Source organism: Rhizobium sp. IY2 (genome assembly GCF_047532935.1).
Lineage (GTDB): Bacteria > Pseudomonadota > Alphaproteobacteria > Rhizobiales > Rhizobiaceae > Rhizobium > Rhizobium anhuiense.
Genome location: NZ_JBLKNU010000005.1, coordinates 168118 through 192905, shown reverse-complemented (window position 1 = coordinate 192905; position 24788 = coordinate 168118). Strand labels below are relative to the sequence as shown.

Genomic DNA, 24788 nt, shown 5'->3' with positions numbered 1-24788 from the left:
AGCGGCGACCGCGTTCGTGAAGGTTACTTCGCGTAAAGCGCACGCGAGCGCTCGAGATGCTTGAGGAGGGTCGTTTCCGAGCCATCCACGTCGTTTGCTTCAAGGCGGTCGACAATCTCGTCGTGTTCGACCAGCGTGAATTTTTCCTTGCCGGTCCAGATCAGCATCTCGGTATGATATTCCTTCAGCCAGGCAAGCATCGCTTCGCTGACGGCGACGTAGATCGGATTGCCTGAGATCTGGGCGATGCGGGTGTGGAATTCCATGTCCGCGTCAATGAACTCTTCCGCCCGCCCAAGCGACATGCGCTGACGTTCGATGATGTTCCTGAGATCAGCGATATCGCTGGCAGAGGCGCGCTGCGCGGCCTCGCGCGCCATGCCTCGTTCGAAGAAGATGCGGGCACTCTTGAGATGCTCCAGCGAATCCGCCGATTGCGACAGCATGATCTTGGCGGTGAGATCAACCTGGCGGAATATCGATTTCGCCGTCAGCCTGAGAACCTTCGCCCGCTCGCCGTGCGAAATGCTGACAAGACCCTTGCTGGCAAGCGACTGCATGGCCTCCCTGATCGCCGGCCGGCCGACGCCGAAGCGTTCCATCAACACGCGTTCAGATGGCATTTCGTCGCCAGGCTGAAGCTCGCCCGAGGTGATCATTCGCTCAAGTCGATCAAACACTTCGTCAGAGAGTTTGCGGCGGACGATTTGTTCGAGGGGCTGGGTCATCACATCTCGCTGGCTCAAAATGTTTCCTCCTAGCAGTTTCCATGTCGAGAACAAAGCTGTCGACGAAAATTTGCGCATCCGAAAATTCTGCTTTTCATTAGTTGGAATACTCATTATACCAGATCACAAGTTGACGCCATGGCAATCTGCGTGGCGAGAGGAGCAACCGTCCGTTTCATGATGATTACCCTGACCTACCGCATCGAGACGCCCGGAAGCGTCGAGGCGATGGCGGACAAGATCGCGAGCGACCAGTCGACCGGAACCTTCGTGCCCGTTCCCGGTGAAACCGAAGAGCTGAAGTCGCGGGTCGCCGCCCGCGTCCTGGCGATCCGCCCGCTCGAAGATGCACGTCATCCGACCTGGCCCGAGGTCGCCCCCGGCACGCTGCTCCATCGCGCCGATATCGACATCGCCTTTCCCCTCGAGGCGATCGGGACCGACCTCTCGGCTTTGATGACCATTGCAATCGGCGGCGTCTACTCCATCAAGGGCATGACCGGCATCCGCATCGTCGACATGAAGCTGCCAGGCGCCTTCAGAAGCGCGCATCCAGGACCACAGTTCGGCATCCCGGGAAGCCGCCGCCTCACCGGCGTCGAAGGTCGCCCCATCATCGGAACGATCGTCAAGCCGGCGCTCGGGCTGAGACCCCAGGAGACGGCCGCGCTCGTCGGCGAACTGATCGCATCGGGTGTCGACTTCATCAAAGACGACGAGAAGCTGATGAGCCCGGCCTATTCGCCGCTCAAGGATCGCGTCGCGGCGATCATGCCGCGCATTCTCGATCACGAACAAAAGAGCGGCAAGAAGGTGATGTATGCCTTCGGCATCTCGCATGCCGACCCCGACGAGATGATGCGCAATCACGACATCGTCGCTGCGGCCGGCGGCAACTGCGCCGTCGTCAACATCAACTCGATCGGCTTCGGCGGCATGAGCTTTCTGCGCAAGCGCTCCAATCTGGTGCTGCATGCGCATCGAAACGGCTGGGACGTGCTGACCCGCGATCCGGGCGCCGGCATGGATTTCAAGGTCTACCAGCAATTCTGGCGGCTGTTGGGGGTCGATCAGTTCCAGATCAACGGCATCAGGGTCAAATATTGGGAGCCGGACGACAGCTTCGTCTCGTCCTTCAAGGCCGTCAGCGCGCCGCTGTTTGATGCCGCCGATTGCCCGCTTCCGGTTGCCGGCTCCGGCCAGTGGGGCGGACAGGCACCGGAGACCTACCAGCGGACCGGCCGCACCGTCGATCTTCTCTATCTCTGCGGCGGCGGCATCGTCAGTCACCCCCATGGTCCGGCGGCCGGCGTTCGGGCCGTGCAGCAGGCGTGGCAGGCAGCCGTCGCCGGCATACCACTGGAGATCTATGCGAGAGAACATCCGGAGCTCGCCGCCTCGATTGCAAAATTCAGCGACGGCAAGGGCGCGTGATCGCGATGGATGGACTTCTCGTCAGCTATTACGGCGATGACTTTACCGGTTCCACCGATGTCATGGAGGCCCTGGCATCGAACGGTGTCTCGACCGCGCTCTTCCTCGACGTTCCCACGCCGCAACTGCTCGCGCGTTTTAGCGATTGCCGCGCCATCGGCCTTGCCGGGACGAGCCGCAGCGAGACGCCGGCATGGATGCAGGTGCACCTTGCCCGCGCTTTCGAATGGCTGAATTCGCTTGGTGCCGCGATCTGCCACTACAAGGTCTGCTCGACCTTCGATTCCAGCCCCGGGATCGGCAGCATCGGCAAGGCGATCGAAATCGGCGGCGCGGTGTTCGGCCAATCCGTCGTTCCCGTCATCGTCGGCGCGCCGCAACTGAAACGCTACACAGCCTTCGGCAACCTCTTTGCCGCCTATCAGGGCCGGATCTTCCGCATCGACCGCCATCCCGTCATGAGCCGCCATCCGGTGACGCCGATGGACGAGGCGGATCTTGCGGTGCATCTCTCAAAGCAGACCCGTCTACCCGTCCTGGTCGCCGATCTCGTGGCGATCACCGCGGCGGACGCCGATCAACGGACCGACGATCTGGCGTCGGGTTCCGAAGGCATCCTGCTCATCGATGTCGACTCCGAGGTGACACAGCAGGCGGCGGGTCGGCAGCTGCTCCGTGTCACTGGCCGTTCGGCAAGCTTTGTCGCCGGCTCGTCGGGGATCGAATATGCCCTGCTCAGCGCATGGCGGCGGAGCGGCTTCATCGACGACAGCAGGACCGAATTTCCCGATATCGGCCCCGTCGACCGCCTCGCCGTCGTGTCGGGCAGCGTCTCGCCGACCACCGAGCGCCAGATCCGCACCGCTGTCGAGAACGGCTTCGAGAGCATGGCGCTCGACCCACTCGCCCTGGTCGGAGAGCATAGTGAAGCCGCGGTGGATGCAGCGGTCAAGGCCGGTGTCCAGAAGCTTCGGCAAGGCAGGAGCGTCATCCTCCACACCGCACTTGGACCGTCCGCGGACCGTGGCGCCGACATCGACAGGTTTCCGGGCGCCCGTCACCGGCTTGGGAGTGCGCTCGGCACGATCTTGCTTCGCTTGATCGAAAGCGAAGGGCTGTCACGTGCCGTCGTTGCCGGCGGCGACACGTCCAGTCACGCCCTCAAGCAGTTGAAGGTCGACGCGCTGACGACGCTTCTGCCGTTGCCGCAAACGCCGGGTTCGCCGCTTTGCCTCGCCCATGGCGACTATCCGCCGACCAACGGCCTGCAGATCGCCCTCAAAGGCGGCCAGGTCGGCACCGACGGCTATTTCGCCCAGATCCGTGACGGGAGGAAGAGCTGAATGGTCCTTTGGGTCGGCACCAGCTTCAAGATGAACAAGACCGTGGAAGAAGCGCTCGCCTTCGCGCGCCGCCTCGCCCATGCAGACCGTGAACGCGACGTCCACGTGCAGCGCTTCGTCATTCCCTCCTTTACCTCAGTGCGTGAGGTCAAGCGCGCGCTTGCCAATACGTCGGTGAAGGTCGGCGCCCAGAACATGCACTGGGAGGACGCTGGCGCCTGGACTGGCGAGATTTCGCCTCTCATGCTGAAGGACTGTGAGCTCGACATGGTCGAGCTCGGCCATTCCGAACGGCGCGAGCATTTCGGGGAGACCGATGAAACCGTCGGCCTCAAGGTTTCGGCCGCCATCCGCCACGGCCTCACCCCGCTGATCTGCATCGGCGAGACATTGCAGGAGCGCCGGGAAGGTCAGGCCGACGCCGTGCTGCGGCGCCAGGTCGAGGCAGCCTTGAGGGGCATCGATACCGGCGCCGAACAGGCTACGGTCCTGCTCGCCTACGAACCCGTCTGGGCGATCGGCGTCAACGGTATTCCGGCAAACGCCGACTACGCCTCGGAGCGGCATGGAAGGATCGCCGAAGTGGCCAAAGCCATTCTTGGCCGTTCCGTGCCGGTGCTCTACGGCGGCAGCGTCAATCCGCAAAATTGCGAGGAACTGATCACCGAGCCGCATATCGACGGCCTGTTCATCGGCCGCTCCGCCTGGTTCGTCGACGGTTACCTCGACATTCTTCGCCGCGTCAGCGCGGCGATCAAAGGGTGATTTCCATGCCTGAAGGCGAGCGAAAGGAAACTGCTATGAAGATCGCAATCGGCGCGGACAGCGCAGGCAAACCGCTGCTGGATGTCATTGCCGCCCATCTCGCGCACAAGACCGACCTGGAAGTTCATGATCTCAGCCAGTCCGGCTTCTACGCCGATCTGTCGCAGCGCCTCGCGCAGACGATCGTCAACGGCGAACATCAACGCGGCATCCTGATCTGCGGAACCGGCATCGGCGTCTGCATTTCCGCCAACAAGGTTCCGGGCATCCGTGCCGCGCTGACGCACGACACCTATTCGGCGGAGCGCGCGGTGAAATCGAACAACGCCCAGATCATTACGATGGGGGCGCGCGTCATCGGACCGGAGCTGGCGAAATCGATCGTCGATGTCTGGCTTGCATCCGAATTCGACCCTGACGGCCCCTCGGCCGGAAATGTGCAGGCGATCGACCGGCTCGATGCCGAAAAAAATTGATAGCGACAGATTAAGCAGTGATATGGTGATTGACTCATCATACCAGTATATGATCCTATCCAAACGGAAAAGGTGAGGAAACATGACTCAGATTGCCCTCTTCGGCGCAGGCGGAAAAATGGGATATCGGCTTGCCAAAAATCTCAAAGGCTCACGATTCCAAGTGCGCCATGTCGAGGTGAGCGACGCGGGCAAGGCTCGCTTGAAGAACGATCTCGGTCTTGATTGCGTGCCAGTCGATGCCGCACTCGATGGCGCCGATGTGGTGATCCTTGCCGTGCCGGACACGGCGATCGGCAAAGTCGCGGCAGGCATCGTCGACAAGCTCAGGTCAGGCACCATGGTGGTCGCGCTGGATGCTGCGGCTCCCTTTGCCGGCCACCTGCCGAAGCGTGACGACCTCACCTATTTCGTCACTCATCCCTGCCATCCGCCGATCTTCAACGACGAGACCGACATGCAGGCCAAGAAGGACCATTTCGGCGGCCTGTTCGCCAAGCAGCACATCGTTTCGGCGCTGATGCAGGGGCCTGACAGCGCCTATGCGCTTGGCGAGGAAATCGCCAAGCTCATCTGGGCTCCGGTCATGCGCTCGCACCGCGTCACGGTCGACCAGCTCGCCATGCTCGAACCCGGCCTGTCGGAAACTGTCTGCGCATCGCTGCTCGTCATCATGCGTCAGGCCATGGACGAATGCGTGGCCCGCGGCGTGCCGGAACAGGCCGCCCGCGACTTCCTGCTCGGCCATATGAACGTGCTCGGCGCCGTCATCTTCAAGGAAGTCGATGGGGTGTTCTCGGATGCCTGCAACAAGGCGATCGAGTTCGGCATCCCGGCGCTGATGCGCGACGACTGGAAGAAAGTATTCGAACCGCAGGAGATCGCCGAGAGCATCCGGCGCATCACCTGAATTCGGCTTGGAGGAGGCAAGCCCTCCTCCTCAACTGCTCCGGGAGACCGGGCAACCGCTCCGAGGAGACGGAGCTTCATTCACAACAGGGAGGAAAAAATGAAACTGACGCGCAGACTGACACTTGCGGCTTTCGCCGGCGCCCTGGCGCTGGGAACGGCCATGCCGGCCTTTGCGGCCGATCTCATCGCCATCATCACACCGGCGCATGACAATCCCTTCTTCAAGGCCGAAGCCGTCGGCGCCGAAGCCAAGGCGAAGGAACTCGGCTACGAGACGCTGCTCATGACCCATGATGACGACGCCAACAAGCAGTCGGAAATGATCGACACGGCGATCGGGCGCGGCGCCAAGGCGATCATCCTCGACAACGCCGGAGCCGACGCCTCCGTCGCGGCCGTCAAGAAGGCCAAGGATGCCGGCATCCCCTCCTTCCTGATCGACCGCGAAATCAATGCGACGGGCGTGGCCGTCGCCCAGATCGTCTCGAACAACTATCAGGGCGCGCAGCTCGGGGCGCAGGAATTCGTCAAGCTGATGGGCGAGAAGGGCAATTACGTCGAGCTGGTCGGCAAGGAGTCCGACACCAATGCCGGCATCCGCTCGCAAGGCTACCACGACGTCATCGACGACTACCCGGACCTGAAGTCCGTCGCCAAGCAGTCGGCCAACTGGAGCCAGACGGAAGCCTATTCGAAGATGGAAACCATCCTCCAGGCTAATCCCGACATCAAGGGCGTCATTTCGGGCAACGACACCATGGCCATGGGTGCGATCGCAGCACTGCAGGCGGCCGGCCGCAAGGACGTGATCGTCGTCGGCTTCGACGGCTCCAACGACGTGCGTGACTCCATCAAGTCGGGCGGCATCAAGGCGACGGTGCTGCAGCCCGCCTATGCCCAGGCCCAGCTCGCGGTCGAACAAGCAGACGCCTACATCAAGACCAAGACGGCGCCAAAGGAAGAGAAGCAGTTGATGGATTGCGTTCTCATCAACGCCGACAACTCCGGCAAGCTCGAGACCTTCGCGCTGACGAACTGATCAGCCGCGAGATGCAGAGGGTGCGCGGCCGCGCCCTCTGCAATGCATTTCGCAAGACGTCGAGGTTCACAGCATGTTGAGAATGAAGGGCGCCCTCATCGCTGCCGTCGTGGCGGCGGCCTTGCCCGGTTGCAAGATCATCAAAACGCCGACGCCGGAGGAAAAGGCGGCGGCAGCGGCCAAGACCGCCTTCGACCCGAATGCAAAGGTCGAGGCGATCTGGCAGCCCGAGGTCGTGCCTTATTTCGAAAAGCGCGCTGGCGACCTGAAAGACGTCATGCAACTGGCTGCCTCCAGCCCTGATGCCGCGGGCGAGAAATACGGCAATCCCCGCAAGCAGAGCAGTTCGCCATGGACCTATGCGGTGAAGATCACCGGCAAGGTCGTGGCGGCCGATACGGACTCGCGCGCGGCAACGCTCGATGTCGACGCCGATGGCGACGGCAAGGCCGATGCAAAGGTCCAGATCGGGCCGGCGCTCCGCGGCACGGCGCTCCGCGACACGCTGGACTTCGTCAATTTCAACGAATTCAAGAACCAGATCGAATGGGCGCAGTTCGGCAAGGCGTTCAACGAGAAGGCCAACTCGGCCTTCCTCTCGGCCGTCCCGCGCGAGGACCTCGCCGGCAAGACGGTGACCGTGATCGGCGCCTTTCCGCTGCCGAAAAGCGGCGAGTTGCCGCTCGTGACACCTTCGGAATTGAGGGTGGGCTCATGACGGCGACAGAGGCACAAAAGGATGATGTCATCCTGCGCCTTGACGACGTGTCGAAGGTCTATTCGGGCATCGTCGCCGTCAAGCGCGCCAATCTGGAACTGCGCCGCGGTGCGGTGAACGTGCTCGTCGGCGAAAACGGCGCGGGCAAGTCGACGCTGATGAAGATCATCGCCGGCGTCGAGCGTCCGACGCATGGCCGCATCATCCTCGACGGTGAACCCGTCTCCTTCGACAGCCCAGCGGAAGCGCAGGCGCATGGCATCGGCATGATCTTCCAGGAGCTCAATCTCTTCGCCAACATGTCGGTCGCCGAGAACATCTTCGCCAGGCGCGAGATCACCCGCGGCCTGCTCGGCATCGACCACAAGGCGCAGGTGCAAAAGGCCAATGGCTTTCTCAAGCGCCTGGATGCCGGGATCGAGGCGGACACGATGGTCGAGGATCTGCCGATCGGCCAGCAGCAACTCGTCGAAATCGCCAAGGCGATGTCGCTAAATGCCCGGATCCTGATCATGGACGAGCCGACGTCGGCGCTTTCGGCGGCCGAAGTCGACATCCTGTTCAAGGTGATCGCGGAACTGAAGGCTCAAGGAGTTGCGATCGTCTATATCTCGCATCGGCTCGAAGAGTTGATGCGGATCGGTGACTATATCACCGTGCTGCGTGACGGCCAGGTCACCGGCGAGGCAATGATGCGCGACATCGATACGCGCTGGATCGTTCGCTCGATGATCGGCTCGGATGCCAAGGACTTTGCAAAATCCGTCACCCATGCCGTTGGCGCCGAGGTCTTTCGCGCCGAAAACATCAGCCTTCCCAGACCGACGGGCGGGCTGTCGGTCAACGATGTCTCGCTGTCGGTCAAGGCGGGAGAAATCCTCGGCATATACGGCCTGATGGGTGCGGGACGCAGCGAATTCTTCGAGTGTGTGATCGGCCGCCACGCACACTCGACCGGCAAGATCTTCATCGACGGCAAGCGGGTTCGCGCCCGCGACACCACCCGGCGCATCCGCCGCGGCCTTGCGCTCATTCCGGAAGACCGGCAGCGCGAGGGTCTGGTCCAGGTGCTCTCGATCGCTTCCAACCTGACGCTGGCGAGCCTTGGCCGCTTCGCCCGGCTCTTCCATATCGACAGCGGTGCCGAGAAGAGCGCCGTCCAGGAGGCCATCCGCGATCTTTCGATCAAGGCGCCGAACCCGGATTTCGAGGTGACCTCGATGTCGGGCGGCAACCAGCAGAAGGTCGTTATCGGTAAGGCATTAATGACCAATCCGAAAGTGCTGCTGATGGACGAGCCGAGCCGCGGCATCGATGTCGGCGCCAAGGCCGACGTCTTCCGCACCATGCGGCGGCTGGCGGCAAACGGGCTCGCCATTCTGTTTTCGACCTCCGACCTCGAGGAGGTCATGGCGCTTTCCGATCGCATCGCGGTCTTGAGCAACGGCCAGCTGGTCGCTGTTTTCGACCGGAACGAGGCGACGGAAGAAGCCATCATCGCGGCTTCGGCCAAGGGACACGGACATCAAGGGAAACTCGCGTCATGATGGCGGCTACGTCAACCACTCTTGCGCCGAAAGGCGCCAACGGCTCGGCGCTTCTGACGCTGATGAAGCTCAGGACCTTCATCGCGCTTTTCGCCGTGATCATCTTCTTTGCGATCTTCGCGCCGAACTTCACCTCGACGGCGAACATGATCCTGATGTCGAAGCATGTGGCGCTGAACGCCTTCCTGGCGATGGGCATGACCTTCGTCATCATCACCGGCGGCATCGACCTTTCCGTCGGATCGATCGTCGGGTTGTGCGGCATGGTCGCCGGCGGCCTGATCCTTTACGGTATCGAATTGCCGATCGGCTACACGATCTATTTCAACCTCTTCGAGATCGTGCTGATCACGCTGTCGATCGGTCTCGTCATCGGCCTTATCAACGGCCTGCTGATCACCAAACTCAACGTCGCGCCCTTCATCGCCACGCTCGGCACGCTCTATGTCGCCCGCGGTCTCGCCTTGCTGTCATCGGACGGCCAGACCTTTCCGAACCTCGTCGGCCGGCCCGAATATGCCACGACCGGTTTCGACTTCTTCGGCGCGGGGCGCATTCTCGGCTTGCCGGTGTCGATCTGGATCCTGATCGTGCTGGCACTCGCGGCCGCCTATGTCGCCCGCTCGACGCCGATCGGCCGTCATATCTTCGCCGTCGGCGGCAATGAGCGGGCCGCGCGCATGTCCGGTATCCGGGTCGATGTGGTGAAGATCTTCGTCTACATGTTTTCCGGACTTTGCGCCGCCATCGTCGGCGTCGTCATTTCCTCCGAACTGATGGCCGCCCATCCGGCGACCGGCGAAAGCTTCGAACTCAATGCGATTGCCGCAGCCGTGCTCGGCGGCACCTCGATGTCGGGTGGCCGCGGCACGATCGGCGGCACGATCATCGGCGCTTTCGTCATCGGCATCCTCTCCGACGGGCTTGTCATGATGGGCATCTCCTCGTTCTGGCAGATGGTCATCAAGGGCCTCGTCATCATCATTGCCGTCGTGGTCGATCAGGCCCAGCGGCGCCTGCAGCAGCGCGTCACCCTCATGCAGATGGCAAAGGCAGGCTGAGATGACCGAGTTGAAGGGGGCTTTGATCGGCTGCGGTTTCTTCGCGATCAACCAGATGCACGCCTGGAAAGACGTCGAAGGTGCTGACATCGTCGCGATCTGCGATCGCGATCCGGAGCGGCTGAAGGTCGTCGGCGACCAGTTCGGTATCGATCGCCGCTACCGCGATGCCGAGGCCATGTTTGCCGATGGCGGCTTCGATTTCGTCGACATCGCCACGACGGTCCAGAGTCACCGCGCTCTGGTGGAAATGGCTGCAGTGAATAAGGTGCCGGCCATCTGCCAGAAACCCTTCGCCAAGACGCTGTCGGATGCAAAGGCGATGGTCGAGGCTTGCCGCAATGCCGGCGTGGCCCTGATGGTGCACGAGAATTTTCGCTGGCAGACGCCGATCCAGGCGGTCCGCAAGGCGCTCGATGCTGGCGCCATCGGCACGCCCTTCTGGGGCCGCTTCTCCTTCCGCTCGGGTTACGACGTCTTCTCCGGCCAGCCGTATCTTGCCGAAGGCGAGCGCTTCATCATCGAAGATCTCGGCATTCATACGCTCGATATCGCCCGCTATATCCTCGGCGATATCAGATCACTCACGGCCCGCACCAAACGGGTCAATCCCAAGATCAAGGGCGAGGATGTCGCAACCATTCTGCTCGATCATGAAAACGGCGCCACCTCGGTCGTCGACGTCAGCTACGCCACCAAGCTCTCGAAAGAGCCGTTTCCCGAAACGCTGATCGAGCTCGACGGCTCCGAGGGCACGATCCGCCTGACCCAGGGCTACCGCATTGAAATCGCCCACGGCAGGGGCACCACCACAGTGGATGTCTCTCCGAAGTTGTTGTCCTGGGCCTCGCGGCCTTGGCACAACATCCAGGAGAGCGTCTATGCGATCCAGCAGCATTGGGTCGATCAAATCAAGCGCGGCGCGGAGCACTCGACCTCGGGGGCCGATAATCTGAAGACCTTCGCCCTCGTCGAGGCCGCCTATGACAGCGCTGCCAGGGGACAGACGATCGATGTCGGAGCGATGCTGCGATGACGACCAATGCGTTCCAGCTCTACGGCACCCACCTGGTCGAGAGGCCGCCGGTTCGGCTGAGGGCCGGAAAGCTGACCGTCGACCTCGCCGATGGCAACCTCCGCGCGATCCGCTACGACGGCATCGAGGTGCTACGGGCGATTTCTTATCTCGTTCGCGACCGGGACTGGGGCACCTACAGCCCTGAAATCGTCGATCTCAGCATCGAGCAGAAGGAAGACCGTTTCGAAGTCGCTTATCAGGCCCGCTGCGAGGGACCCGGCGAAACGAGGCTCGTCATCGATGTTCGCATCGCGGCATATCAGGACCGGCTCGATTTCGAGGCCGAAGCCATGACCGAGACCGGCTTCGAGACCAACCGCTGCGGCTTCTGCATCCTGCATCCAATCGTCGGCGTGGCGGGTTCGCCGGCGAAGGTCGAGCATGTCGACGGGGAGATCGTGACGACACGGTTCCCCGATGTCATCGAACCCTGGCAACCATTCAAGGACATACGCGCCATCACCCACCAGGTCATGCCTGACGTTCAGGCTGAATGCCGGATGGAGGGCGACACCTTTGAAATGGAAGATCAAAGAAACTGGTCGGACGCATCCTATAAGACATATGTCAGGCCGCTCGCTCTGCCCTGGCCCTACCAGATCTCTGCCAACCAACCTGTCCGGCAAAAGACGTCGCTTGTTATCAGAGACACCAGGTATTCCGCACCGCGCTTCGCGCCTGCGACCTTGGGCGGCGCGATAAAACTCAAGCTTGGAGAGCGGAACGGCATCATGCCCGATATCGGCGTGATCGTGACGCCTGAGGAGGCCGATGCGACGCTCACGGCAAAGGCCGTCCTGTCGGAGATCGCGCCTCGTGAACTCCTCTTTCATTTCGATCCGAATGCCGGGCACGCCGCCGAAGCACTGAAGACTTTTACCGCGATCGCCGCCGTCCATCGCGGTCGCTCGACGCTGGAGATCGCGCTCCCCTGCAAATCGTCGCCGGCAAGCGAGGCGGCCGAGATCGCCCGCCAAATGCAGCTGGCGGCATTCAAGCCGGATGCGATCATGATCTCGCCATCCGTCGACCGGCAATCGACGCCGCCCGGCAGCCAATGGCCGGACTGCCCGCCGCTCGAAGAGATCTATGGCGTGGCCCGCGCCACGTTTCCCGGTATGCGCATCGGCGGCGGCATGCTGAGCTATTTCACCGAACTCAACCGCAAGCGCGTCCCGGATGGGCAGCTCGACTTCGTCAGCCACTGCACCAACCCCATCGTGCATGCGGCCGACGATCTCAGCGTCATGCAGACATTGGAAGCGCTGCCCTTCATCACCCGCTCCGTTCGTGCCATCTACGGCGACAAGCCCTACCGGATCGGCCCCTCGACGATCCCGATGCGGCAGAACCCCTATGGCAGCCGCACAATGGATAATCCCTCGGGCGCGCGCATACCCATGGCCAACCGCGACCCGCGCCACAACGGCCGTTTCGCAGGAGCCTTCGCACTCGGTTACGCAATCAGAGTGCTGGATGCCGGTCTCGAATGCCTGACGCTCTCGGCCTTGACCGGTCCGTTCGGTCTGATTGCCGGTCCGGCCGAGCCGATCGAGCAGGGTGGGCGGCGCCCGCTGTTCAATGCGGTGCGGACTTTGTCCGCCTTGGCTGGTGCATCCTGGCAGGAATGCATCTCGTCCTCGCCCTCCGAAGTGCTGTCTTTCGTTGCGCGGGACGCCGAAGGAACCAAGCTCCACGTCGTCAATCTGACGAGCGGAGAGCGAAGGGTCGATTACCACGCATCGGGGAAGGATCTGCTGCTCGCACCCTTCGCCACCGTGGCCTTGCCGCTGGCGGATTGACCTCCGGCGCATCAGCCGCATCTATGCAATCGGAGCTCACTGGGGAGGATCGGCGTGAAGACGAAGAAGCTTATCAATTCCGGCGCAGATGCCGTCGATGAGATGCTGCAAGGGATCCTCGCGGCGCATCCACGCCATCTTTACGCAGTCGAAGACATGCCCCGCGCGATCATTGCCAGAAACGGACCGCGCAAAGGCAAGGTCGGCCTGGTCATCGGCGGCGGATCCGGGCATGAGCCGACCTTTCTGGGGTTTGTCGGCAAGGGGCTGGCGGATGCCGCCGCGATCGGCAATGTCTTCGCCTCGCCGCCGCCCGATCCGATCATCGCCTGCGCCAAGGCGGTCGACGGCGGCGCCGGCGTCCTGTTCATGTACGGCAATTATGCCGGCGACGTGATGAATTTCGACATGGCCGCCGAGATGCTGGCGCTCGACGAGATCGAGGTCCGCACCGTCCTGACCACAGATGACGTGGCGTCCGCTCCTGCCGATCAGAGGGACAGGCGACGCGGCGTGGCGGGCAACGTCTTCATCTTCAAGGCCGCCGGCGCGGCCTGCGATCTTCTCTACTCTTTCGACGATGTCGAGCGCGCCGCCCGCCATGCCAATGCACGAACCTATACGATGGGTGTGGCGCTCTCTCCCTGTTCGCTGCCCCAGACCCTCCGGCCGAACTTCCTGATCGGCGAGGACGAGATGGAGATCGGCATGGGAATCCATGGAGAGCCCGGCATGGCGCGCGAGCCGCTGAGGTCGGCCGATGCGGTGACCGACGAGCTGATGGACAACATTCTTCGGGAGATGAAGGCGGCCCCAGGCGATCGTGTCGCCGTGCTTGTCAACTCGCTGGGTTCGACTCCGCTGATGGAGCTCTATATCATGATGCGGCGCGTGAAGTCCCGGCTCGACGATGCCGGGCTCGTCATCCACACGTCGCTCGTCGGCAACTATTGCACCTCGCTCGAAATGGCCGGCGCCTCGATCACCGTCATGGATCTCGACGACGAGCTTCAGCGGTTGATCGATCACCCGTGCGATTGCGCGATGTTTGCGAGGTGATCGATGACGATTACCACCAAAGACCTGCAACAGCTGTTTGCCGGGATTGCCGAGGATATCGCGGCAGAGCGCGACCATCTTTGCGAGCTGGACGGCGCCATCGGCGATGGCGATCACGGCCTTGCCATGGACGGAGGCTGTCAGGCTGCCGCCAAGGCGGTCGGCGCGCTCGATGTGGAAACAGCACCGACGCTGCTATTCAACGTTGCGGCAAAGGCATTCCTGAATGCGGTCGGCGCTTCGTCCGGCCCCTTATATGCCACGGCCTTCATGCGCGCCGCGGCCGCAGCCAAGGACAGGCAGACCTTGACCGATGACGATTTCGTCCGCGTTTTCGCAGCCATGGCGACGGGAATCCAGGAACGCGGAAAGGCCGAAGCCGGTGAAAAGACGATGGTCGACGCCTGGAAGCCCGCGGCCGATGCGGCACTTGATGCGTGGGGGACAGGAAAGCCGCTTCCCGAATGCCTCGACATGGCAGTGCATGCAGCCCGCGTCGGCTGTGACGCAACCAAAGACATGACGGCAGCGAAAGGACGGGCTTCGCGATTGGGAGACCGGGCTATCGGGCACATCGATCCCGGTGCGGCATCGGCGGTCATCATCATCGCCACGATGGCCAAATTTGCTCGACGGCACGATGGTTAGCTCATCATACCAGTTGACATGTCAATGAGTATCTGCAAAAAGGGTCCCGGCTTACAAGAGGAGGACGGTAATGCTGACCCTTTCTGAGAAATTGAAGACTGCGAGCATCGTTGCGATCGCCATGGCGTCACTTTCGGCAACACCGGTTCTTGCTGAAGACATCACGCTCTGGACCCTCAACTTCGACAATAATGCTGCCAATACGGCCCTGAAGAAGGTGGCGACGGACTTCGAAGCTGCAAATCCCGGGACGCATGTCGAGATCGTTCAGCGCGCCGTCGATGAACACAAGACCGCGCTCCGCGTCGCCGCGGGCTCGGACAAAGGACCCGACATTTATTTCAGCTGGGCGGGTCTCGGCCTCGGCGGCGAGTATGTGAAGGCCGGCCTGTCGCTGCCACTCGACAAGTATTACACCGAGTATAAGTGGAACAACGAATTGCTGCCGTCGGCTGCCGCTTTCGCCGACCTCTATACGGGCGGCAAGCACGGTGTTCCCTTCACCTTCAAGGGCGAAGCCGTCTACTACAATAAGAAGCTTTTCGAACAGGCCGGCATCAAGGAAGAGCCGAAGACCTACGAGGAACTCCTTGCCGCGGCCGATAAGCTGAAGGCCGCGGGCATCCCCGCCTTCACCTTTGGCGGCACGGTCAACTGGCACGTCATGCGCCTCATGGACGTTATCCTCGAAACCAAGTGCGGCGCCGAAAAGCACGACGCGCTGAAGGCGATGACGCTGGACTGGACCAAAGAACCCTGCGCGACGGATTCCTTCGCGGAGTTTGCGAAGTGGACGAAGGACTATACGCTGCAGCCGTTCATGGGCATCGATAACAAACAGTCCTACAGCCTCTTCACCGCCGGTCGTGCGGCGATGATGCTCGAAGGCGACTGGCTGGTCAGTCAACTCAACGGCTCCGGCGCCAATCTCGACGATTACGGCATCTTCCCCTTCCCCACAAATACCGACCGTCTCTACGGCTTTGCCGAGTACAATTATATCAGCACCAAGAGCAAGAACCCCGACATAGCGGCGAAATTCCTCGACTATTTCCTGTCGACGAAGGTGCAGCAGGATCTGCTCGGCCAGTTGAGCTCGACCTCCGTCAACAAGAACGTGCAGTATGCCAATCAGAAGCCGCTCGAAGCCGAATGGCTGGGCATCTTCCAGAAATACGGCAAGGTCTACATGAACGGCGACCAGGCGTTCCCGCTCGATGTCACGACGGAATATTTCCGCGTCATCAATGATGTCGCTTCCGGCAGCACCGAACCGACCGAGGCGGCCAAGCAGTTGCAGAGCTTCATCGCCAGCAGAAGCTGATCCCTCCCAAGCGCCAGTCGATCGACCTCTGAGTTGATCGGCTGGCACATTCTTTCATCAGCTGGCAGCGGCTTTTCACTGCCAGGAGGAAAGCATGTCACTTCGACAATCGACACATGATCCGCGCATGCAAGCGCTCATCCTGCTCGTGCCGGCGCTGGCGATCTATGCGGTCTTCGCGCTCTACCCGATGCTCAACGTCGTGATCCTGAGTTTCCAGAAGTGGAACGGGCTCGATCCCAATCGGCAATTCGTCGGCCTTGCGAACTATTCGGCGATTTTCACCAAAGATCCGGTCTTCTGGGTGGCGTTCCGCAACACGGTGATCTGGACCGTGATGAGCCTGATCTTTCCGCCGCTGGTCGGACTGCTGCTGGCGCTCAGCCTCAACCAGAAAATATTCGGCCGCAATGGCCTCAGGGCCATCTTCTATCTGCCTGTGATCATCGCGCCGATCGCCGTCGCCACCATGTGGAAGTGGATGTACGATCCCTTCTTCGGCCTGTTCGCCCAGCTGCTGACCTCCTGGGGCATGCAGGTCTGGATCAAGGATTGGCTGGGCAATAAGGATATCGCGCTTTATTCCGTCTTCGTAGCCTATCTCTGGCAGACGGTCGGCTTTTCGATGGTTCTATTCCTGGCCGGCCTGCAGAACGTCTCTCAGACGCTCGTCGAAGCGGCGCGCATCGATGGCGCCGGCCGCTGGGCGGTGTTCAAACATGTGACATTGCCGGCGTTGCGCCCGACGATCACCATCGTCCTCGTTCTCTCCGTCATCTCGTCGCTGAAGGCTTTCGACATCGTCTACGGTTTGACGGGCGGCGGTCCGGCCCAGTCCACGCAGATGCTGGCGCTCTGGGCGTTCACGCAGGCCATGCAGATCTTCGATTTCGGACGAGGTGCCGCGATATCCGTCGTGCTGCTGCTGATCACCATGGCCGTCGTCATTCCCTATCTCAGATGGACCCAGAAGCACGAGGAGGTCGAATCGTGACAGCAGTGCCGACCGACCATGCCGCCGTGCATCTCGAAGCCCAACCATCGTCGATGAAGCGCGATCCCGTTCTGATCGGCCTCTGGATAACGCTTGTCATCGTGGCGCTCGTCTGGGTCGCGCCATTCGTCTTCATCGTCTTCACCTCGCTGAAGACGCCGGCGGCGGTGACGAGCACCGGCGCCTTCATGCCGCCGGCCGAGCTTGCCTTCGAAAACTATGGCGCCGCATGGAGCCGCGGCAATTTCGCAAACTCCTTCTTCAACAGCGTCATCATCACCGTCATCAAGGTGCCGCTCGGCCTGTTCCTGTCGGCGATGGCCGCTTATGCCCTTGCCAAGATCAAGTTGAAGATCACCAAGGCGCTGCTGCTGCTCGTCGTGTTCGGCACGATGATCCCATTCCAGGTGATGCTTGCGCCGCTCTTCACCCTGGTCAATTCCTTCGGCCTCATCGACACATATCCGGGCGTCATCCTTCCCTACATCGCCTTCGGCGTTCCCTATCAGGTTTTCATCCTGCACGGCTTCTTCAAGGGCATTCCGAAGGAGCTATCGGAGGCAGCGCTGATCGACGGCGCCAGCCACTTCGTCATCTTCCGGCGGATCTTTCTGCCGGTATGCCTGCCCGTCCTCGCCGCACTGCTCATCCTCGACTTCGTTTCCACCTGGAACGAATTCGCCATGGCGCTGGTGCTGCTTCAGGACCAGCACATGTGGACGCTGCCGCTCGGCCTGATGTCGTTTCAGGGGCAGTTCTCCAGCAATTACGGCCAGCTCAACGCGGCGATCGTCATGACCGTGCTGCCGGCGACGATCGTCTATCTCATGTTCCAGCGCTACTTCGTCTCCGGCCTCACCTCCGGCGCCGTCAAAGGCTGATCACAAAATCATTCTACGAGGAGAGACAGAATGTCCGATGCAACAGTCGAAAAATGGGGTGTGTACGAGGCCTCCTTCGAAGGGCCTGCCGGCGGCAATCCCTATCTCGACGTGGCATTCGATGCCGTCTTCACCCAGAAGAGCCGCGAAGTCCGCGTGCCGGGCTTCTATGATGGTAACGGCACCTACCGCATTCGCTTCATGCCCGATAGCGAAGGCGAGTGGTCGTTCCAGACGCGCTCCAAGACCGCGGCCCTCGACGGCAAGACCGGTGTTTTGGCCGCGACCGCACCTTCGGCCGGCAATCACGGCCCGGTGCGCGTGCGCAACAAATTCCATTTCGCCTATGCCGACGGCACGCCGTTCCTCTCTTTCGGAACGACCTGCTACGCCTGGACGCATCAACCGTTCGAGATGCAGAAGCAGACGCTGGAGACGCTGAAGACGGCGCGCTTCAACAAGATGCGCATGGGCGTGTTTCCGAAGGATTATCCCTATAACGTCAACGAGCCGTTGCATGCCTGCTTCGAACGCGGCTCCGACGGCAAGGAAGACTTCGACCGGCCCAACCCCGCCGCCTTCCAGCACTTCGAAAAGCAGGTCGCCGCACTCTGCGACCTCGGCATCGAGGCCGATATCATCATCTTCCACCCCTATGACCGCTGGGGTTATGCGGACATGTCGGCCGCGCAGGATTTCCGCTATGTCGAATATCTGGCCGCCCGTCTTGCCGCCTACCGGAACGTCTGGTGGTCGCTCGCCAATGAATATGATTTCCTGATCGACACGAAACCGATGGAGCAGTGGGACCGCTACTTCCACATTCTGGAGGAAAACGACCCCTACCAGCATCTGCGGTCCATCCATAATGGCGACGTGACCGCCAATTTCGATCACCGCAAACCGTGGGTGACACACACCTGCATCCAGAACCCCGACGTCAAGCGGACCCAGGAATGGCGCGATGCCTATGGCAAGCCCGTCGTCAACGACGAGCCCGAGTATGAGGGCGACATCTTGCAGTCATGGGGCAATCTCCATCCGAGGGAGCTGGTGCACCGTTTCTGGATCACCATGGCGCGCGGCGGCTATGCCGGTCACGGCGAAACCTATTCTCACCCCGAGGATCTGATCTGGTGGGCCAAGGGTGGCGAATTGCGCGGCGAAGCATGGAAGCGCATCGGCTTCCTCCGGGACCTCCTGGAGGCCGACGTCAAGCACGGTCTCGAACCGCTCGGCATCATCGGCGAATGGCCGTGGTCGCGCGTCTCCGGCGCGCGTGACGGCGACGGCGATTTCCGCCTGATCTATTTCGGCGAGCATCAGCCGGTGATCTGGTCCACCGGCCTGCCGGTTGATGGCGACGACTACGATGTCGATATCATCGACACCTGGGAGATGACGATCACGCCGGCCGAGAAAGTCGAGGCTCCCGTTCCGCATCCGACGCGCCATGGCTCGGTCGTGCGCGGCGGCAAGCCGGACGCGGCCTTCGGCGTGAAAATCCCGCGCAAGCCGTACCAGGCTTTGCGTGTGCGCAGGAAGCGCTAATCGAGAGGGTCCGGGATGTCAGGTTTAAGCATCAGAAACGTCAAGAAGTCCTTCGGCACGGTCGATATCATTCACGGCGTCGACGTCGAGATCGCGGATGGCGAATTCACCATTCTCGTCGGCCCTTCCGGCTGCGGCAAGTCGACATTGCTGCGCATGATCGCCGGGCTCGAGGACATCACCGCCGGCCAGATCAGCATTGACGGCCGGGTGGTGAACAATCTGCAGCCGAAGGATCGCGATATCGCGATGGTCTTCCAGAACTACGCATTGTACCCGCAGATGACGGTCTCCCAGAACATGGGGTTTGCCCTTGAGCTCGCCGGAGCCAAGCGGCCTGAGATCGACAAGAAGGTCGGCGAGGCTGCGGCCATTCTCGGCTTGCAGCCGCTACTCGACCGCAAGCCCGCCCAGCTTTCCGGCGGGCAGCGCCAGCGCGTCGCCATGGGTCGCGCCATCGTCCGCGATCCGAAAGTCTTTCTCTTCGACGAGCCGCTCTCCAATCTGGACGCAAAACTGCGGGTGAAGATGCGGGCGGAGATCAAGGCCCTGCACCAGCGCCTGAAGACCACCATCGTCTACGTCACCCACGACCAGATCGAGGCCATGACCATGGCCGACAAGATCGTCGTGCTGCACGGCGGCCGCGTCGAACAGATCGGCAGTCCGCTCGAACTCTACGACAGACCGCGCAACATCTTCGTCGCCGGTTTCCTCGGTTCCCCGGCGATGAATTTTCTCGAGGGGACCATCGAAGATGCCGGCAACCCGGTATTGTCGCTGCCGGGCGGCTCCCGCGTGCCGCTCTCGCGGGCTCCCGTTAATTCGGCAAACAGACCGATGACGCTGGGTATTCGTCCTGAAGATATCAGCTTCGGTGGCGAGAACGGCGTGGACGCGGTGGTCAAGGTGGTCGAACCCACCGGGTCGGAAACTCATGTCGCCGTGGACCTCGACGGCAGGGAGCTGACATGGGTCGTTCGCGAACGTGTCGAACTGGCGCCCGAACAGCAGGTGAAGCTTTCCTTCGAAACATCAAAGGTTCACTTCTTCGACCGACAGACGCAACAGCGTTTGAACGCCTGAACATAAGAGGCCGGAGGAACCGTCGAACCACAATTGCCTTTGCGGACGAAATGGCGATTTGTAATCTCCAACTTCGCCAATACGCCGTCAGTCTGGAGGTCGCCAAGAACATGCATATTCGAAAGGCAGTTTCTGCCGACGCAGCGGAACTGAGCGAGCTCCTCAACGAGATCATCCGGGCTGGGGGAACAACAGCACTCGAGACACCGCTTTCGGCTGCCGAGTTCGTGGACTGGTTCATCGACGGCGAGTTTCCTCTTCTCTGCCATGTCGCGGAGCATGATCGGTCGCTTGTCGGCTTTCAGTCGCTCAGCCTATACGGCGATCCGCCGAAAGGCTTTGCCGACATCGGGACCTTCGCCCGTATGAACCCAAAGGCTCCAGGCGTCGGCAGCGCGCTCTTTCCCGCAACCCGGGCCGCAGCGGAGGAACTCGGGCTCGACTTCATCAATGCCACCATTCGGGCCGACAATGTCAGCGGTCTTGCCTATTATGCCAAGATGGGCTTCGAGACCTATGACCGGCTGGTCCAGGTTCCGCTTCAAGACGGGACGCCCGTCGACAGGATCAAGAAGCGTTTCAGGATAGATGCCAGGCATCGCGCGACACCTCACGCCTGAATGTGTCGACGGATCTGTGGGCGTGCCCTGCATCCAAGTGTCGGACCAGTTCAGGGTCAGCACGACTGGGGCGTGCCGCGACCGGTGCTGTGAAGAAGCGCAACTGGCTGAACACGTGGCCTGCCGGCGGAAGGAACTGAAACGAAGTCCTCAGCCGTGAACCCCTCGTCATATCCGTTCGATGCGGACCGGGAATTCGCCGCGTACCAGCAGCGGGTCGAAGCCGTTATCAAATCGACCGAGCCGGATCAACCCGTCCCAGCTGTAATCGGCATAAAACAGGGCAAGGTTGCCCCATGGCTTGAAGTAGCAGAGATCACCCGGCTGCTCGTTGTCGAAGGGACCGGTAGCTTCCTCGGTGAGTTTGCGCGGGAGATAGACGATCTTTTCGTTTTTGCCGTAGTCTTCGATCTTGAGATCCAGGGGAAGCATCGAAGCGAGGTCGAGCGCCGACGGATTGTCGTAGAGCGTCGCCGTCATGGTCATGCCGTTGAAGATTATCCGGATTCTGACATCGGTCGGTACTTGGCTCGCTGGATCCCGGCCTTCCTGTCCCTTGGCCGCATACGGCAGGGTTGCGGTTGCGAAGGTTGCGCCGAGGAGCGCACGGCGCGTCAGATATGAGGATGTCGACATGACTGCACTCCGTCAGACCGGCTGAGCAGTCGGCCGAAACAGGATCTCATTGATATCGACGTCGTCGGGTTCGTTCACCGCGAACCCGACGGTGCGGGCGAAGGTATCTGCACCGACCGCGATCTTGCTGACGAATTCCCTCGTGCCGGCCTGGATATCCTTCTCGCTGATATGCTCGAGCAGTTCGGTACTGACTGCGCCGGGAGAAATGATCGTCGTGCGGATATTGTAGGGCTTTACTTCCTTCCGCAGGCCTTCGGACAGGGCGCGCACGGCAAATTTGGTGGCGCAATAGACGGTGGCACCGGGGTCGACCACATGACCGTAGACGGACGAGACATTGATGATGTGCCCGGATTTCCGGGCCTTCATGTGCGGAAGCGCTGCGGCGATGCCATAAAGTACACCCTTGATGTTGACGTCGATCATACGGTCCCACTCATCGATCTTGAGCCGTTCGAGTGGTGCAAGCGGCATCAGACCGGCATTGTTCAGCATCACGTCGATGCGGCCGAACTCCTCCACCGCAGTGTCCACCAGTTTCTTGACCTGGTTCCGGTCGGTGACGTCGGTGGAAACGGCCTTGGCCTTATAGCCTCTAGCGGTCAACTCGCTCGCCAGCGCATCGATGCGCCCGCTTCGGCGCGCACCGAGGACGACGAGAGCGCCGCGCTCGGCCAGATGGCGTGCCGTGGCCTCGCCAAGCCCGCTGCTTGCGCCTGTGATGACGACGACTTTGTTTTCAATGCCCTGAGACATGCCGATCTCCTTTGTCGAATTCGGAAGGTTAAGTGCGAGGGCTCGCCAGAGCGGCGAGCAGGGCTGATCCCGCGAGCAGGACGGCGGCGAGCAGGAAGGCGCTCCACCAGCCGGCAGTGTCGAACAGCACCCCGCCCGCAAAGGCGCCACCGGCGATGGCGAATTGGATCAATGCCACCTGCAGCCCACCGCCGGCTTCAAGTTCGCCGGGAATGATGCGTGTCATCCAGGTATTCCAGGCCACCGGAATAGGGGTGGTGAAGAACCCCCACAGCACCAGCAAGGCTGCTGTGACGGCCGTGAAGGGACCGAGGGCAATCAGCAGAAGGGCAAGCATCGCGAGCCCGCTCGGCAATCCGATCAGCAGGGCGGCAAGATGCCGCCGGAGGACGAAGCCGACAATGGATGTTCCCGCGAGGCCGCCAATGCCGAGCCCGAGAAGCATCATCGACAGTCCGTTCAATTCAACGCCCGTGACGCTTTCGAGGAATGGGCGCAGATAGATCGACAGTGCGTTCTGGCCGATGAAAGCGAGGCTGGTCGCCGCCATCCCGATCGCGAATCTGCGATTGCGCAGCAGTCCGAAGATTCTGGCAACCGAGACCGCTGCCGTTGCCGGCATCTTCGGCAGGACGGCCAATTGCCATACGAGCGCAGCCAGACCTATCGGAACCGTGATGAAGAAGGTGCCACGCCATCCGATCAGCCCGCCGAGGAAACTACCGAGGGGCGCAGCGATGACGACCGCAAATGCGGTGCCGCCCTGGAGCAAGGCGATAGCCTTGGGCAGGTCGGCTCCAGAAGCCAGGCGTGCCAGGATGGCTGTCGACAGCGACCAGAAGCCGCCGATCGAAATGCCGACCAGCGCCCGCCCGACCAGAAAGACGAGGAAGTTCGGAGCAAGAGCCACGGCCAGACTGGAAGCGACCAGCACCGCCGTATAGAGCAGGACGACCGTTTTCCGGTCGAGCCTTGCCAAAAACGCGTTGCCGAAAAGACTGGTGATCACCGCAAAAAGGCCAGAGACGGCGATCGCTTGTCCGGCCTGACCTTCGGAGATGGCCAGATCCTGGGCGATCGGCGTCAGAAGGCTCACCGGCATGAACTCCAGCCCCACCAGGAGAAAGGTCAGAAGCGAGAGGCAGGTGACCGCAGCCCATGGAGTAACGGTGCTGTCGGCCGGAACAGCCTCATCCAATGTCAGTTCGATGGTCATTCCGCGTTCTCCTGTCCATTGCGGAATGAGATAGCCGGATTGGTTTTGACAGACTAGCGGCTATAATCTGCATGTTGTGATGAAGGAGATTCACCAATGCGGCGCGACGAATTCACCGAGATGCGGGCGTTTCTCGAAGTGGCCAGAGAGCGGAGCTTCACGCGCGCGGCCGCCAAGCTGGGTGTCACCCGCTCGGCCCTCAGCCATACGATCCGGGCACTGGAAGAACGGCTCGGCGTCCGCCTCCTCTCCCGTACGACACGGGATGTCGCGCCGACGGCGGCCGGGGAGCGCCTGGTGGAGAGCATCGAACCCCATTTCGAAATCATTGCCGCCGAGATCAGCGCAATCAGCGCCTTGCGCGACAAGCCCTCGGGCCATGTCCGCATCGTATGTCCCGACGACGCCATCGAGTTGGTTTTTCGTCCAAGACTCTCAGCCTTCTTGCGAGATTATCCTGATATCATCGTGGAGCTCATTATCGACAACGGATTCACGAATATCGTCGAGCGTCAGTTCGACGCCGGCGTTCGGCTGGGCGAGGCGGTTGCACGCGACATGGTGGCCGTTCGCATCGGCCCCGATGTCTCCTATGCCGTGGTCGGATCACCCGATTATTTCGCCCGCCGTTCCGTGCCGGCAAGCCCGCAAGACCTGACCCTCCACAATTGCGTCAACCTGCGGCTGCCAACCTCGGGCGCGCTCTATGCCTGGGAATTCGAGAAGGACGCACGCGAGTTCAGCGTCCGCGTCGACGGCCAGCTGATCCTAAGCCATATCGGATCGGCGATCGATGCCGCCCTCGACGGCGTCGGCCTCGCCTATTTGCCGAAGGACCTCATCCGACGATACGTTGAAACCGGTTTGCTCCGGCAGGTCCTTGCCGATTGGTGCCCGACCTTCCAAGGCTATCATCTCTACTATCCCAGCCGCCGCCATTTCTCGCCGGCCTTCAGCGCCTTCGTCGAGGCCTTCCGGTTCAGATCCCGGTAGCATCACACCGGAGGCAACTGCAGTTGGGGTATTGGCGCACTCGAAAAGGCAGCGCCATGCACACAAAATGATGCTTTTCGCGCTCATCGTTATTCCCTACTTCCTGTCAAGACAGGTG

The 24788-nt window shown here is 61.5% G+C and carries 24 protein-coding genes; 20 read left to right on the top strand and 4 right to left on the bottom strand.

The annotated features are described in order from the left end of the window. Positions 1-23: 23 nt before the first annotated feature. Positions 24-728, bottom strand: a complete 705-nt coding sequence (locus tag ACMUVN_RS18695) for a transcriptional regulator NanR (RefSeq protein WP_028756917.1) — start codon at positions 726-728, stop codon at positions 24-26. Positions 729-905: 177 nt separating this feature from the next. Between ACMUVN_RS18695 and oiaX the strand changes: the two genes are divergently transcribed. The 19 genes from oiaX (at position 906) to ACMUVN_RS18600 (ending at position 21066) form a co-directional block, all read left to right on the top strand. Then, positions 906-2162: a 3-oxo-isoapionate-4-phosphate decarboxylase OiaX gene (gene oiaX, locus ACMUVN_RS18690; RefSeq protein WP_127430809.1), complete on the top strand. Its 1257-nt coding sequence runs from the start codon at positions 906-908 to the stop codon at positions 2160-2162. Positions 2163-2167: 5 nt separating this feature from the next. Then, complete coding sequence (locus ACMUVN_RS18685) at positions 2168-3505, top strand: four-carbon acid sugar kinase family protein (protein ID WP_414815388.1); 1338 nt, start codon at positions 2168-2170, stop codon at positions 3503-3505. Continuing rightward, entirely contained in the window at positions 3506-4270 is a 765-nt protein-coding gene (locus tag ACMUVN_RS18680) for a triose-phosphate isomerase (RefSeq protein ID WP_097595389.1), read from the top strand. A gap of 35 nt (positions 4271-4305) precedes the next feature. Beyond that, positions 4306-4746 (top strand): RpiB/LacA/LacB family sugar-phosphate isomerase, encoded by a 441-nt coding sequence (locus ACMUVN_RS18675; RefSeq protein ID WP_047616916.1) that lies wholly within the window; start codon positions 4306-4308, stop codon positions 4744-4746. A gap of 82 nt (positions 4747-4828) precedes the next feature. Then, entirely contained in the window at positions 4829-5656 is an 828-nt protein-coding gene (locus ACMUVN_RS18670; protein ID WP_028757645.1) for a phosphogluconate dehydrogenase C-terminal domain-containing protein, read from the top strand. 99 nt (positions 5657-5755) lie between these two features. Further along, positions 5756-6697 (top strand): D-ribose ABC transporter substrate-binding protein, encoded by a 942-nt coding sequence (locus tag ACMUVN_RS18665; RefSeq protein ID WP_028757644.1) that lies wholly within the window; start codon positions 5756-5758, stop codon positions 6695-6697. 73 nt (positions 6698-6770) lie between these two features. After that, entirely contained in the window at positions 6771-7415 is a 645-nt protein-coding gene (locus ACMUVN_RS18660; RefSeq protein ID WP_047616917.1) for a DUF2291 family protein, read from the top strand. Next, the gene (locus ACMUVN_RS18655; protein WP_097595392.1) at positions 7412-8962 is read left to right on the top strand and encodes a sugar ABC transporter ATP-binding protein; all 1551 of its coding nucleotides are present in this window, start codon (positions 7412-7414) and stop codon (positions 8960-8962) included. Before ACMUVN_RS18660 ends, ACMUVN_RS18655 begins: the two co-directional genes overlap by 4 nt. After that, positions 8959-10023, top strand: a complete 1065-nt coding sequence (locus ACMUVN_RS18650) for an ABC transporter permease (protein WP_132574865.1) — start codon at positions 8959-8961, stop codon at positions 10021-10023. The genes ACMUVN_RS18655 and ACMUVN_RS18650 overlap by 4 nt, the downstream gene beginning before the upstream one ends. Position 10024: 1 nt before the next feature. Further along, complete coding sequence (locus ACMUVN_RS18645) at positions 10025-11059, top strand: Gfo/Idh/MocA family protein (RefSeq protein WP_132574863.1); 1035 nt, start codon at positions 10025-10027, stop codon at positions 11057-11059. Continuing rightward, the gene (locus tag ACMUVN_RS18640) at positions 11056-12903 is read left to right on the top strand and encodes a hypothetical protein (RefSeq protein ID WP_132574861.1); all 1848 of its coding nucleotides are present in this window, start codon (positions 11056-11058) and stop codon (positions 12901-12903) included. The genes ACMUVN_RS18645 and ACMUVN_RS18640 overlap by 4 nt, the downstream gene beginning before the upstream one ends. 54 nt (positions 12904-12957) lie before the next feature. Continuing rightward, the gene (locus ACMUVN_RS18635; protein WP_132574859.1) at positions 12958-13962 is read left to right on the top strand and encodes a dihydroxyacetone kinase subunit DhaK; all 1005 of its coding nucleotides are present in this window, start codon (positions 12958-12960) and stop codon (positions 13960-13962) included. Positions 13963-13965: 3 nt separating this feature from the next. After that, on the top strand, positions 13966-14610 hold the full coding sequence (dhaL, locus tag ACMUVN_RS18630; RefSeq protein ID WP_028757655.1) for a dihydroxyacetone kinase subunit DhaL: 645 nt from the start codon (positions 13966-13968) through the stop codon (positions 14608-14610). 70 nt (positions 14611-14680) lie between these two features. Further along, positions 14681-15934, top strand: coding sequence for an ABC transporter substrate-binding protein (locus ACMUVN_RS18625; protein WP_028756744.1), 1254 nt, complete (start codon positions 14681-14683; stop codon positions 15932-15934). 94 nt (positions 15935-16028) lie between these two features. Continuing rightward, entirely contained in the window at positions 16029-16928 is a 900-nt protein-coding gene (locus tag ACMUVN_RS18620; protein WP_028756743.1) for a carbohydrate ABC transporter permease, read from the top strand. Continuing rightward, positions 16925-17809, top strand: a complete 885-nt coding sequence (locus tag ACMUVN_RS18615) for a carbohydrate ABC transporter permease (RefSeq protein WP_028756742.1) — start codon at positions 16925-16927, stop codon at positions 17807-17809. The genes ACMUVN_RS18620 and ACMUVN_RS18615 overlap by 4 nt, the downstream gene beginning before the upstream one ends. A gap of 30 nt (positions 17810-17839) precedes the next feature. Continuing rightward, positions 17840-19360: a DUF5060 domain-containing protein gene (locus ACMUVN_RS18610; protein WP_132574857.1), complete on the top strand. Its 1521-nt coding sequence runs from the start codon at positions 17840-17842 to the stop codon at positions 19358-19360. Positions 19361-19375: 15 nt separating this feature from the next. Beyond that, positions 19376-20446, top strand: coding sequence for an ABC transporter ATP-binding protein (locus tag ACMUVN_RS18605; RefSeq protein ID WP_028756740.1), 1071 nt, complete (start codon positions 19376-19378; stop codon positions 20444-20446). A gap of 110 nt (positions 20447-20556) precedes the next feature. Further along, complete coding sequence (locus tag ACMUVN_RS18600; RefSeq protein WP_127430818.1) at positions 20557-21066, top strand: GNAT family N-acetyltransferase; 510 nt, start codon at positions 20557-20559, stop codon at positions 21064-21066. A 168-nt stretch (positions 21067-21234) separates the two neighbouring features. On the opposite strand, the gene ACMUVN_RS18595 is transcribed toward ACMUVN_RS18600, so the two are convergent. The 3 genes from ACMUVN_RS18595 to ACMUVN_RS18585 are packed head-to-tail and all read right to left on the bottom strand — an operon-like array spanning position 21235 to position 23677. Further along, positions 21235-21702 carry a cyclophilin-like fold protein gene (locus ACMUVN_RS18595; protein ID WP_132574855.1) on the bottom strand — a complete coding sequence of 156 codons (468 nt, stop codon included), beginning with the start codon at positions 21700-21702 and terminating at the stop codon, positions 21235-21237. A gap of 12 nt (positions 21703-21714) precedes the next feature. Continuing rightward, complete coding sequence (locus ACMUVN_RS18590; protein WP_132574853.1) at positions 21715-22461, bottom strand: SDR family oxidoreductase; 747 nt, start codon at positions 22459-22461, stop codon at positions 21715-21717. 28 nt (positions 22462-22489) lie between these two features. After that, the gene (locus ACMUVN_RS18585) at positions 22490-23677 is read right to left on the bottom strand and encodes an MFS transporter (protein WP_168333275.1); all 1188 of its coding nucleotides are present in this window, start codon (positions 23675-23677) and stop codon (positions 22490-22492) included. 96 nt (positions 23678-23773) lie between these two features. Here ACMUVN_RS18585 and ACMUVN_RS18580 point away from each other — a divergent pair, with 96 nt between their 5' ends. Then, positions 23774-24670, top strand: coding sequence for a LysR family transcriptional regulator (locus ACMUVN_RS18580; RefSeq protein ID WP_254962670.1), 897 nt, complete (start codon positions 23774-23776; stop codon positions 24668-24670). Positions 24671-24788 lie beyond the last annotated feature (118 nt).